We start from the raw sequence: 12,755 nt of genomic DNA on the forward strand, positions 1-12,755 counted from the left end.
TGTCGCTGACCCTGCAAATATAACATAAGGAGCAGCTCTCCATCGATGCTCCTTATGTTAAAACCCTGTTAAAATAAGGTGCCGCTTCAATCATTCTCGGGCCATACCAGAACATCTCCCCATCCAGGCTCATCACATGAACATCAGGGAAAAGCTCCGAAAATTGCCGGATATGTTTCTCTTGAAAAGGGAACGGTTCGGTGGCGAGGAATATATAATCCAAGTCAGCTTTTCGGAAATCGTCCTCGGATACTTCCGGGTACCTGCCTTCATAACCGGAAAATGCATTGACGAACCCCATTTTCTCCAACAGCGAAGTAATGTACGTATCAGATCCGGCCACCATATACGGGTTTTGCCAAATGACGTAGGCAAATCTTTTTCCCTTTCCGGATGGTAGGGACTGAATGGCTGTTCCAATTTCCGACTGGAGCTTTTCCGACTCTGTTTGGCGATTTGTTATGGCGCCAAGGTCTTCAATGATTTTAAATGTATCATCTACCGTTTGTATTTCACAGACGTAAACGGGAAAGTCTTTTTCCAGCTGCTCCACGATTTCTTTTGTGTTTTCCTCTTTTTCCGCAATAATAAGATCGGGCTTCAGCTCCCTGATTTGATCACGCTTTACTCTCTTCGTTCCACCGATGGTTTTTGCCTGTTCCACCTTATCTTTTGGATAGATACAATAGCGTGTTCTGCCGACAATTTCATGTTCCAGTCTCAGGGAATAAAGAATGTCTGTAATACCGGGTACGATGGAAATAATCCGCTGCGGCGGAAAGGAAAATTCCACTTCACGACCCAGGTGATCGGTGACTTTTTTATTTGCCATTTGCTCCCTCCTCTTTTAAAAAGGTTATATCCTCATTGGTTAAAGGTGATCCATTGATCTGCAGATTGCCATCCAGCTTCACTTGTCCATCTTTAATGTTTTCCGGGGCCAAGATGCATGGAATATCGTAGTTGACTTGCTTTCCCTCCTGGTCATAAAATAAATAGCCCTCTTTTTCATCAAATATAAATGAGCTGATTTTCATATTGGGTGTGATAAATAAAGTTACCTTTCCCTGCTCATTCCATATCACTTTAATTAAAATCTTTTTCTTTAATTTCTTTGCTGTGTATGATTGTAATGTACTTATGGAAATCGTTTCAGCCATCAGGTGCCTCCATTTAATTGAATTTACCCTATATTATAACTCATTTGTTGACTGAATCATATGATCTTTAAGCTGTAGGGAATGTTTAGTTTGTTTTCCCGGATGGTGATCGGGAAGAATGTCCTCGAGAAAGGATTTCAATGCCCGATTGCCTAGGATTACCGTTGAAAAAGTCCTTGAGACGTGTTCTCATTGCCCGTTTGCCTAGGATTACCGTTGAAAATGTCTCCGAGACGTGTTCTCAACGCCCAATCGCCTTGGATTACCGTTGTAAATGTCCTTGAGACGTGTTCTCAATGCCCGTTTGCCCTGGATTTCTGTTGAAAATGTCTCCGAGACGTGTTTTCAACGCCCACCTGCTATGAATTCCCTTCGAATGCGGCCTTCACTTACCAAGTTTTATGAAAAACCAGTAATTATGTCCATCATTAAAAAACAATTTCATTTTCCCCGTACCCCGAAGAACCCTCCCCTTTCAACCCTGTAAGTTTTTCTTTCTGTCTCTATCTAGTATATTAAAGATAGAATTATTTTCTCAGAACCATAATAAGAAACAGAAAGCGGGAGGCAGCATGAAAACAATATATGCAAATATAATACAATTTCGCGGTACCCATTATGATTTTGGGTTTAAACAGGGGGAAATGCTAAAAGGCTCCATCCTGGTGAAAAACCGGGAAAATCAATGGAAAGTGAGAAGACCGCGGTTCGATATTGATATAGAAGAGACGAAAAAAGTTTTCCAAAGGTTAGCACCCCTGATTTGGGAGGAACTCATCGGCTTTCGTGATGCATTGAGCTGGCCGATGGAAAGGGTGCTGCTGGAATTTGGCGGCTACAGGGTGAAGTTGGATCCTTCAGGCTGTTCCATTCTTGCAGGGAAAGACTACCTTGTACGAAATTATGACTACCACCCGAAAACCTATGATGGCATATATTCATTGTATCAGCCTTCAGATGGTGGGAATGCTGTGATTGGCGTATGCCAGAAGGTCACCGGAAGATCGGACGGCATGAATGAAAAAGGGCTGGCGATGGGCTATACGTTTATGCATCGGAAGCGGCCGGGAGATGGTTTTGTCTGCAATATGATCGGCCGGCTGATCCTGGAGCTTTGTTCAAATGTGAGTGAAGCAGTTGATTTGCTGCAGGAAATTCCTCACCGGGGTTCCTTCAGCTATGTATTGTTTGATAAAAACAGTAAGCTGCCATCCATTGTGGAAACTTCCCCCAGAAGGGTAGAGGTGCGTCAGGGAAATGCCTGCACCAATCATTTTAAAATAATGACAGAAGAAAACCGCCATGTGTTGGACGATTCAAAGCAAAGATTAACCGCCATGGAAGAGGCGGGAATACCCGATTTACATGCGGGTGAAGCGTTCCGGCTTTTAAACGATACGGATAAAGGCGTATTTTCCAAGCTGTACGGAGATTGGGCTGGGACTATTCACACTTCTGCTTATTTTCCTGAAAAATTGGAAGCCTGGTATGCGCTGGGTGGTGACCGAAAGCCAGAAAAATTTGACTTTGCTGCATGGTTGAAAGGAAAAGACCTGCCGGTGAATAAGGTGGAAGGGGAAGTGGATACAGAAATTCCTTTTGTGAATATGGAGAAGGCAGATTGGTTTACAAGGTAATGGAGATTCGGTTGGCTCGCTCGTAGCGAAGCCCAGGCAATATACTCACAAGCCAGCATTGATAAAAATGATCCAACCGCAAAAAACAGAGTTCAAACGACACTGCACACCCATACCCAACAACCGATGGGAAAAAGGGACGAGGAACCCTTCTCCTAGCACCACGTCCCTTGCCCCATTATGAAGTTAAACGGTCAAAATTAGTTTTCCACTTGTTTTTCTGCCTTGTAAAAGTGAGTGTACATGGGCAGCTTCTTCCAGTGGAAACTTTCCGCCTATCGTTACCTGAAGCTCTTTGCTGCCCACATATCGGAAAAGATCCTGTAAGCTTTGCTGGAGCAATGCAGGTTTTCTCATAATTTGCGGCAGGAAGAAACCAATAATAGATTGATTGCGTCTCATCAGGTTAGACGGATAATAGGATGCAGGCTCACCACTTGCTACGCCATAAACAACTAAGCGACCAAATGCAGCTAAGCAGTCAACCGTTTTATGAAAAATATCTCCGCCGGCCATTTCCAAAGCCACATCTACTCCCTGACTGTCTGTTAGTTCAAGTACCTTCTGTTCCCAGCCATCTACAGTGTAATTAACCGTATGATCTGCGCCTATTTCCTTTGCGAATGCTAACTTTTCCGATGTGCTGGCGGTAGCTATTACTTTTCCTGCCCCAAATAATTTGGCCAGTTGTACAGCCAGTGAACCAACGCCACCGGCAGCTGCGTGCACGAGGACTGTTTCTCCCTTTTCCAAACGGCCCATTGTTTTTAAAATATGGTAAGCACTGAGTCCTTGCAGGGGAAGCGCAACAGCTTGGTCAAAATCCACTCCATCAGGTAGAGGAATGATGCTTTTTGCATCAGTTTGAACATATTCTGCATAACCGCCAGATTCAATCAATGCGGCAGCGCGTGTACCTACTTCCACATTTTCTACTCCTGGCCCAATGGCACTTACAACACCCGCCACTTCAGCACCGGGAATGAAAGGGAGCTCCGTCGGCACAACATATTGCCCTTCACGTCTTGCTGTATCTGCATAATTCACCCCGACAGCCTTCACTTCTATTAATACATCCTTGTCACCGATTTCCGGCTTTTCAATATCGATTACTTGCAAAACTTCCGGTCCGCCATATTCTTTAAATTGTACTGCTTTCATTTCTTAAAATCCTCCTAAGATAGCTTTCTTTTAGTAAATGATTGTGCTGTTAATCATATCTTTATATATTAATAGTTTGGCAATAAATGTGGATATAGAAAAAATGACACTTTAAAAGAAGTGCCATTTCTCCTTTTGCTTTACTTTTTATTTCGCCGTGACCATGGGGTCCCCAAAAGTGGAAGTGCCCAGCGGTCAAGTCCATACCAGCCTGCGTTTTTCCAGGCAAGTACGATCCACGTTGCAAGAATAAATAAAATAGGGTTTGTACTTAATGTACCTGCCAATAAAAAACTCACATTCATTAAACTGCCAAAAAAGGCTGCAATTCCGGTTAATAATCCTACGATAAGTCCTAATCCTACCAGAAGCTCTCCATAAGCAACCATATAGGAAAAAACAGTGGAGTTTGGCAGTGCAACGTTTTCAATAAACCATGCATACCAGCCAGGTACATCTCCACCTTCCTCAGCAGTAGCCACTGCACCACTTAAATATCCTTCAACTGCTGCACCTGCATTTTCACCTGTCCAGGCAGCATCCGTCACTTTGCCCCAGCCGGCTGTTAACCAGGCCCACCCCAAGTATAATCGAACGATAAGCCAAATCCATGCAGAACGGGTGTCATTGAACAAGAAGTGGGATACTGGGTTTTCTGGTATAACGATTGCATTATTTTTCATTATACTCCTCCTTGTAATGTTTTCTGTAGATCCACATTTTGTAATTTACATACTACACTATTCCCCAATCTGAGTCTAGTGTAATCTTTAATTATTAGAAGTGGCTGGGTGTAGAAGGAGTAACTTGCAAAGGAAGCAGCAGCATCTTTGCAATAATAGATGCTGCACATAAGTTTTGAAGAGTTTACCTCCATTCCTTGCAGATTCGCATGAATAGACATCCTGCGCTTGATTTAATACGATAAACAGAGGGAACATAATTAGTGTGAAAAATTACTTATAGGAAGGATGGATAAAATGAAGGTATTGGTAGTAGGAGCAAATGGTCAAATTGGCAAGCATTTAGTGAGGTTTATACAGGAAAGTGACGGCATGGAAGCACGGGCGATGATTCGTAAACAGGAGCAGGCCTCCTTTTTTGAAGATTTAGGGGCAGAAACAGCTGTAGTGGATCTGGAGGATGATGTTCCTGCTATTACCGAGGCTGCCGATGGGGTTGATGCTGTTGTATTTACTGCAGGATCTGGCGGGCATACAGGAAAAGACAAAACCCTTATGATTGATCTGGACGGTGCCGTGAAAACGATAGAGGCCACTAAAGCCGCCGGGGTGAAGCGTTTTATCATGATCAGTTCTTTTGACACGACCCGCGAAGCTATTCAGGAAGCGAATGAGAAGTTTGCACCATATGTCGTTGCTAAACATTATGCAGATGAATGGTTAAAAGCAACCGATCTCGATTACACCATTATTCATCCGGGACTTCTGACAAATGATAAAGGTACCGGAACAGTAAATGCAGCAGCTGAAGTTAACAGGGATGAAGTGCCAAGAGAAGATGTAGCAAGTGTGATCTTCGCAACCCTGGAAAACGATAAGTCCATCGGAAAAGAATTCCAGGTAGTAAAAGGAAACACAGACGTTAAAGAAGCAGTGGATTCCCTCTAAAATTTTTGCAGGGATATGGAGGGGAACAACTCTCTTCAGCATCGTTTAATTCACATGAATAGAATTCAATTCTATGCCAAAACACTTTATCATTCCGCCTTATTATAAAACGGAATGGTAAAGTGTTTATGGTATGTATATACCACTTGGTTGGAAAAGGCCGGGTGGAGCAAAATTGTAAGTCTATACCCGTAGTGATCCACGAAATCCACGGGCACTATAATAAGAGGATGCTCCATTATGATACACAAAAACGTGTCCGTAGCGATAATCGCAAAACAGAGCACCACCGAGCTTTCGGATATCGGCAGGGGTTTGCACCCAGCTCGATGTTTTCGCATCAAAATGCTCCAGTTCCTGCAATGCCCGATACTGTGCTTCGGTTAAAAGTTCAATACCCATGGCAGCAGCCATATCCATCGCGTTATTTTCCGGCTTATGTTTTTTTCTTGCCTCCAGCCCCGCTTTGTCGTAACAAACACTTCTGCGGCCTTTCGGGCTTTCCGCTGAACAATCACAATAAATGTATTCGCCCGTATCTTCATCATAGCCAACAACATCAGGCTCTCCCCCTGTTCTTTCCATTTCAAAAAGAGACCATAATTTTACCTTGTCAGCTTCCAGTTTTGTCTGAATCGGTTCCCAGGCAAGCCTGGCGTGCCGGTGCATATTTTCTTCAAAACGGACCTTTAATGCAGTGAGTAATTCTTCCTGTTGATCAGCGGTAAGCTCTTTTTTATTCCCGGTTTGCTTTTTCTTTTCCATATTGTATTTCCTCCTGTGAATCCTCAAACCCCAATTAGTTTTATTTAATTTTACCATAATACAATTATATGGAAGAAGGCATATGCTATACTGCTGTGTACGTAAATCTTTACGGTGGGACGAGTATTTAGTACGGTCCCGGTAGTCGCCTGTTTTCGAACCAACGGAACAGGTGTTTTATATTAACAAATGATAATCATTCATGCTCTTATATATTTGAAATAAGCTATTTGCATTTTACACGAGTATAAAACAAATGACGAAAAAATGACCGCAACATCAAAAGCCAGTGGCAAAACAGATATAATCTGAGCTGGAATAGAAGGCTGGTTGCAGTCTTTTTCATCAAAACCTCCTCCGTTCACGTACTGTATTCATTGTTTACATACGTTTTTATAAAATGTTGCCTGTTAAGTGTTAAACTGTATATAGGACGTATTTTTGGGAGGTCAGGGGAGATTGGGACGTTTTCAAATAGTCGGTAGTAGGGTAATTAAAACGGGGGTTGCCATTTTTCTTACGGCGTGGATTTGTGGGTTGTTAAATTGGCCGCCGGTGTTTGCAGTAATTACAGCAATTGTAACTTTGGAACCCACGGTTTCCGATTCCATTAGAAAAGGGATTGTACGGTTTCCCGCTTCTGCCATAGGCTCCGCTTATGCCGTAACTTTTATTGCATTGTTCGGAAACTCGCCGATCACATACACGTTGGCAGCAGTTTTTACTATTGCAACCTGCTATCGTTTGAAATTGCACGCAGGCCTGCTTGTGGCGACATTGACTTCCGTAGCCATGGTAGAGGTCATTCACAGCAATTATTTGATCGCCTTTTTTATTCGTCTTGGCACCACCACGATTGGACTGCTTGTATCCACTGCAGTGAATATGTTTGTGCTTCCGCCGGATTATACGAAAGAAATCATACATAATATTAGAGATGTAGCAAAACAAACCGGAAACACGTTGGAAAAAATTATGCAAAGTCTGCTGAATGAAAATGATCCTGCGGTAAATCAATCTAAACTTGATAAGCTTGATAAGAAAATAATGCAAACGGAAAGGTTAATACGTTTTCAACGAGAGGAATCTAAATACCATCCTCTCGTTGGGAGTGAAAGAGATGCATTCCATCTCGCCGAGCAGAAGCTGAAAAGTCTGCGGCTGATTCATTACCATATGGCGAACTTAATGAACATGCCTCCGCAATTATTTCTGCTATCGACGGAAAAACAAAAAATAATTCAGCATGCTGCTGCACGGCTTGTTAAGGACTTGCGGAATAATCATGAATATAGCGAAAATGTACATAGGGAAGAGGAATTACAGCTGCGCAAGCTATTTTGGGAAGGTAATGTCAGTGCTGGAAAAGACATAGAGTACCCCACAGGCTTCCCGCCTGATTTAATCGTACTCTACGAACTACTTTCAATATTTATCCTCGCTGAGACATACCATCAACAAGAAATTGAAAGTGAACAGAACATTCAGAATTGAGGGGTCAGACCCCATAAGGGTGAGTTATATGAATTTTGTGCCTTTGGATGAGGGTTTTTATCAGGTGAATACTTTGGAGCTGGCGAAAGAGCTGCTTGGTTGTATTTTGGTGAAGGAGACGGAGGAAGGAACTTCTTCGGGTATAATTGTGGAAACAGAAGCTTATTTGGGAGCTGTGGATCAGGCAGCACACAGTTTCGGATATCGAAGAACAAAGCGAACGGAAATAATGTACCAAAAAGCAGGATTGGTCTACACTTATCAGATGCATACCCATACACTTATTAATGTCGTCAGCAATAGAGAAGGGGAGCCGGAAGCGGTGCTGATCAGAGCTGTGGAGCCTTATACCGGGGTGGATCTTATGCTGCAAAGAAGGCCGGTGAAAAGATTTCAAAACTTAACGAGCGGACCGGGGAAGCTGACAAAAGCGCTGGGAATTCATATGGATAATTATGGACATTTCCTTTCAGAGCCGCCGTTATATATTGCTGCGGGGAAAAAGCCGGAACGAATCGAGCAGGGGAAAAGAATCGGGATTGATAACAGCGGTGAAGCCAGGGATTATCCTTATCGATTTTGGGTTCCGGGTAATCCGTTTGTTTCAAGATAAACTCCTGGGTTGGGAACTTGATATGGTTTTTTTTGATATGCCATGTACCACTTTTTGTTTGGAAAAGCTTATGATAGTTAACAGATCAACTATAACTGAGAAGAATCGTTGCATAAACTAAAATAAATAGTCCGTAAAACATGAATGTAAGGAAGAGCATAACAAAATATTATACCCCATTGATCCCTTATAGCTGCTTATCTGGAGTAAGCAGCTTTTATCATGTGCGAATGCATATTTATAAAACAGGTTGCAAAAGTATACGTCATATATTAAGCTTTAAAAAACATAAACTATTATAAGATAACTTTATTGGGATTGCGATGAGCGTATTATATTAGAAAGCTACCAGATATTTACAAAATGCATATTTTTTGGAATATGGCCGTAATCCCGGAAGTTCATTCTGAAATTAAGTAAAAAAGAGGGGGAATGTAAAATGTCTGACACTGATGAAAAGAAAAGTAAGACAGGCAGATTCAAAGTTCCGCATGTTTACGTCATTATTTTTACTTTAATTGTCATAGCGGCTATTGCTACTTTTATCGTGCCTGCAGGTGAATATGAGCGAACGGAAACAGATGAGGGACAAACCGTTGTTATTGATGGCTCCTATGAAGAGGTGGATGCTTCGCCGGTAGGGTTTTTGGAAATTTTCCAGGCCGTACATCAGGGGATGGTGGATGGAGCTGGCATTATCTTCTTTATCTTTATTATTGGCGGGGCTTTTGGCATTTTTCGGGCAACTGGCGCCTTGGATAATGCGGTCACCTCCGTCACAACAAAAATGAATGGGAAAGAACTTTGGCTCATTCCAGTGCTGATGATTTTCTTTGCACTTGGCGGAGCGGTCTTCGGGCTTGCAGAGGAAACCATTCCCTACATTATGATTATTACACCGCTGGCATTATTAATGGGGTATGATTCCCTTGTTGGTGCCGGGATTGTGCTTGCCGGAGCCGCAGCCGGCTTTTCAGCGGCTTTTATGAATCCATTTACGATTGGTGTGGCCCAGGGGATTGCAGAACTGCCCATTTATTCCGGTTTTGTTCCACGGGTTGTTTTCTGGTTTATTTTTGTAGGCATAACCATCGCTTATGTCATGCGGTATGCGCAAAAGATAAAAAAAGATCCGACCAAAAGTCTAATGTATGAAGAGGATCAGCAGCGGAAGTCAAAAATTGGGAAAGTGGAGCACGAACAATTGACTGTAAGACAGGGTGTTATTCTCGGAATCCTGGTACTCACTGTTTTCATTTTGGCCTTCGGTGTCATTCAATTTGAGTGGTATATTGCAGAAATTGCCGGTCTGTTTCTCCTTATGGGAGTTCTCATGGGAATTGTTGCAAAAATGAATGTCAACGCGGTTGCGGAAAACTTCGTGAAAGGCTGCGAGACGATGGTTCTTGGTGCGCTCGTCGTCGGTTTTGCCTATGGGATACTGGCTGTTTTGCAGGACGGACAAATTATGGATACCATTCTGTATGCGATGTCCAATGCGGTCAGCGGCTTACCGGGTCAATTAACCGCAATTGGTATGTATATTTCCCAAATTTTACTGAACTTCCTCGTGCCATCGGGGAGCGGTCAGGCGGCGATTACGATGCCGATCATGACACCACTTGCCGACTTGGTCGGTATAGAGCGGCAAACGGCCGTACTTGCTTTCCAGTTCGGTGACGGTATCTCCAATATTTTATCCCCGACTTCCGGATACTTTATGGCAGGTCTGGCTGCAGCGGGGATTGCCTGGACCAAATGGGTGCGTTGGATCTGGCCATTACTGCTTATTCAGTATGTGCTTGGCGGTATTTTCATCACGATCGCTCATTTATTCCTGTTTTAATTTAGTATTTGATCATATAATAGGACATACAAACGGTGCTGCTGGACACGATGTTCAGCAGCACTTCCACTTATGTCAAATAAATATCAGATAAAGAGGGAGCATATGCGTAAAAAAACATTCAAAGCTTTAACAGCACAGGCAGTTGAGGACCGGAGATATTTTCACCGCTACCCGGAATTATCCTGGGAAGAATTTGAAACAGCAACATTTATTAAAAAACGACTACAGAAACTCCATATTGAAATTTTGGATTATCCTTTACCACATGTTGTCGGGTATATAGAAGGAGCGGAGGGCAATCAAACAATCGCCCTGCGCGCAGATATGGATGCCCTTCCGGTAAAAGAAGAGGGAGACAAGCCTTACCAATCCAATAAACCGGGTATTTCCCATGCCTGTGGTCATGATGGCCACATGGCAGTACTATTGGGTGTAGCTGAGTGGCTGGTGCAACATCATGATCAAATATCACCAAATATTGTATTGCTTTTTCAACCATCCGAAGAAACAGAACCGAGTGGTGCAGCCGATCTTGTGGAAAAAGGCGCCCTTGATGATGTGGATGCGGTTTATGGTCTGCATTTATGGCAGGGGTTGGAAAAAGGGAAGATAGGCCTGGCGCATGGACCGATGATGGCTTCTTCCGATGAATTTGAAATAACGATTCAAGGTTCAGGCGGACATGGGTCGACACCTCATACCACCGTGGATCCCATTTACATTTCATCCCATATGATCCAGGCTTTGCAGGCTATCGTGAGCCGGAATACAGATCCGAACGAAACGAAAGTCATTTCGGTTGGAAGTATAGAAGCCGGCAAAACATACAATATCATTCCGGATACAGTTACGATGAAAGGTACGGTACGAGCATTCTCCCTGGAGACAGTTCATTATATTGAAAAACGGATACGGGAAGTGACGGAAGGCATTTGCAGTACATTTCATGCAACCGGAAAAGTGAATTATATTAAAGGAACGCCACCGTTGATTAACCATGAGGAGGAAAGCGGGCGAGTGGAGCATGCTGTACAACAGGCCTTTGGCAATGATACTTTTGAAGAAATGAAACCGATCATGGGGGCTGAAGACTTCGCCAATTACCTGCTTCATAAGCCGGGAGCTTTTGCTTTTGTCGGGATGGACGGTGAAAAAAGCAGGTATCCTCATCATCATTCCCGTTTTGATATTGATGAGGAAGTATTGCCGCATGCCATGAAATTAATGATTCAAATCGTAAAAGATTATCAATAAAGCAGGAGAAAGAAATTAAGCAAGGTATTAAATAAAACACTGGGGATGGAGGGTGTGCACAAATGAAAATAAAAAAGGTTGATATATATGGGTTGAAAATGGACCTGATTAAACCGTTCATTGTTTCCTATGACAGCTACGAAGATATGCCGACCATTTTGACACGTGTGGAAACGGAGAATGGGCATGTCGGCTGGGGTGAGGCAGTTGCGGATCAGCATGTTACAGGAGAAACATGGCACAGTACATTTGAAGTTCTTCGTCACGAACTTGCCCCTCTTGTGATAGATGGAAACCCATTTAATATTAACTTCATTCATCAAAAAATGAATGAAAAAATATACGGGGTACCGACAGCTAAAGCAGCGATAGACTTGGCGCTTTATGATTTGATGGGAAAAATTTCCGGACAGCCGGTTTATCGGTTGATTGGCGGCCAGGCGCATGATCACTTGGATATCCCAAATGTGATCAGCATTTTATCGCCGGAGACAATGGCAGAGGAAGCAAAACAACTAGTGGAAAAAGGGTTGAAACATGTCAAAATTAAAGTCGGTACAGACCCGGAAACGGATATAGCGCGCATTCGCTCCGTTCGTCAGGTACTCCCCGACCATATTAAATTACGCGTGGATGCAAACCAGGGGTGGACAGCAAATGAAGCCATTCATGTGATTGAACAAACCCGCGATTGTAAGGTGGAATGGTATGAACAGCCGACGAAAGCGGGGGACCATGAAGCCATGGCTGAAGTGCGCCATGCCACCCATGTTAACATTATGGCTGATGAAAGCATCCACGGGGCGGAGGACTTAATTACATTAGCCAAGCTCAGAGGTGCCGATCTTATCAATATAAAACTGATGAAAACCGGCGGGATTTACCCGGCACTGAAATTGGCCAATTTGGCGGAAACCCTAAGGCTGCCATGCCAGGTGGGCTCAATGGTTGAATCGGCTGTTGCCACCATGGCAGGAGCTCACCTGAGTTTTTCCCAGCAGATGATCCGCTCCAACGAAATGGTCGGTCCAATGATGTTTAAGGAAGATGTGGCGGAAACGGAATTTCGTGATGGCCGGATCATCGTCAGTGAGCGTCCGGGCTTCGGAATCGATGTGGATGAAGCGTTTGTCAGAAGGAAAGCAGTGAAGCATGATTTGGTGGAAGCTGCATCATAACATGGAGTAAGCA

The 12,755-nt window shown here is 43.4% G+C and carries 12 protein-coding genes; 7 read left to right on the plus strand and 5 right to left on the minus strand.

The window, feature by feature from the left end; translation table 11 throughout:
- Positions 1–52 precede the first annotated feature (52 nt).
- Together ACZ42C_RS19725 and ACZ42C_RS19730 are read right to left on the minus strand one after the other, a co-directional pair.
- Complete coding sequence (locus ACZ42C_RS19725) at positions 53–832, minus strand: ABC transporter substrate-binding protein (protein ID WP_461183415.1); 780 nt, start codon at positions 830–832, stop codon at positions 53–55.
- A complete protein-coding gene (locus tag ACZ42C_RS19730) occupies positions 822–1,160 on the minus strand; it encodes a hypothetical protein (RefSeq protein ID WP_461183414.1) in 339 nt (112 codons plus the stop codon). Before ACZ42C_RS19730 ends, ACZ42C_RS19725 begins: the two co-directional genes overlap by 11 nt.
- Before the next feature lie 572 nt (positions 1,161–1,732).
- On the opposite strand from ACZ42C_RS19730, the gene ACZ42C_RS19735 reads away from it, so the two are divergent.
- Positions 1,733–2,797, plus strand: coding sequence for a C45 family autoproteolytic acyltransferase/hydolase (locus tag ACZ42C_RS19735; protein ID WP_461183413.1), 1,065 nt, complete (start codon positions 1,733–1,735; stop codon positions 2,795–2,797).
- 186 nt (positions 2,798–2,983) lie between these two features.
- On the opposite strand, the gene ACZ42C_RS19740 is transcribed toward ACZ42C_RS19735, so the two are convergent.
- Together ACZ42C_RS19740 and ACZ42C_RS19745 are read right to left on the minus strand one after the other, a co-directional pair.
- Entirely contained in the window at positions 2,984–3,958 is a 975-nt protein-coding gene (locus ACZ42C_RS19740; RefSeq protein ID WP_461183412.1) for a quinone oxidoreductase family protein, read from the minus strand.
- Positions 3,959–4,098: 140 nt separating this feature from the next.
- Positions 4,099–4,641, minus strand: a complete 543-nt coding sequence (locus tag ACZ42C_RS19745; protein WP_461183411.1) for a DoxX family protein — start codon at positions 4,639–4,641, stop codon at positions 4,099–4,101.
- A gap of 297 nt (positions 4,642–4,938) precedes the next feature.
- On the opposite strand from ACZ42C_RS19745, the gene ACZ42C_RS19750 reads away from it, so the two are divergent.
- Positions 4,939–5,589, plus strand: a complete 651-nt coding sequence (locus ACZ42C_RS19750; RefSeq protein WP_461183410.1) for an SDR family oxidoreductase — start codon at positions 4,939–4,941, stop codon at positions 5,587–5,589.
- A gap of 183 nt (positions 5,590–5,772) precedes the next feature.
- On the opposite strand, the gene ACZ42C_RS19755 is transcribed toward ACZ42C_RS19750, so the two are convergent.
- Entirely contained in the window at positions 5,773–6,354 is a 582-nt protein-coding gene (locus ACZ42C_RS19755) for a DUF4256 domain-containing protein (RefSeq protein WP_461183409.1), read from the minus strand.
- A 459-nt stretch (positions 6,355–6,813) separates the two neighbouring features.
- Here ACZ42C_RS19755 and ACZ42C_RS19760 point away from each other — a divergent pair, with 459 nt between their 5' ends.
- The 5 genes from ACZ42C_RS19760 to ACZ42C_RS19780 all read left to right on the plus strand — a co-directional run bounded on the left by ACZ42C_RS19760 (position 6,814) and on the right by ACZ42C_RS19780 (position 12,742).
- The gene (locus ACZ42C_RS19760; RefSeq protein WP_461183408.1) at positions 6,814–7,848 is read left to right on the plus strand and encodes an aromatic acid exporter family protein; all 1,035 of its coding nucleotides are present in this window, start codon (positions 6,814–6,816) and stop codon (positions 7,846–7,848) included.
- 28 nt (positions 7,849–7,876) lie between these two features.
- Positions 7,877–8,461, plus strand: coding sequence for a DNA-3-methyladenine glycosylase (locus ACZ42C_RS19765; RefSeq protein WP_461183407.1), 585 nt, complete (start codon positions 7,877–7,879; stop codon positions 8,459–8,461).
- 439 nt (positions 8,462–8,900) lie between these two features.
- Positions 8,901–10,307, plus strand: coding sequence for a YfcC family protein (locus tag ACZ42C_RS19770; RefSeq protein ID WP_461183406.1), 1,407 nt, complete (start codon positions 8,901–8,903; stop codon positions 10,305–10,307).
- A gap of 105 nt (positions 10,308–10,412) precedes the next feature.
- The gene (locus ACZ42C_RS19775; protein ID WP_461183405.1) at positions 10,413–11,564 is read left to right on the plus strand and encodes a M20 metallopeptidase family protein; all 1,152 of its coding nucleotides are present in this window, start codon (positions 10,413–10,415) and stop codon (positions 11,562–11,564) included.
- Positions 11,565–11,626: 62 nt separating this feature from the next.
- Positions 11,627–12,742 carry a mandelate racemase/muconate lactonizing enzyme family protein gene (locus tag ACZ42C_RS19780; protein WP_461183404.1) on the plus strand — a complete coding sequence of 372 codons (1,116 nt, stop codon included), beginning with the start codon at positions 11,627–11,629 and terminating at the stop codon, positions 12,740–12,742.
- Positions 12,743–12,755 lie beyond the last annotated feature (13 nt).

The organism is Virgibacillus kimchii (genome assembly GCF_055379185.1).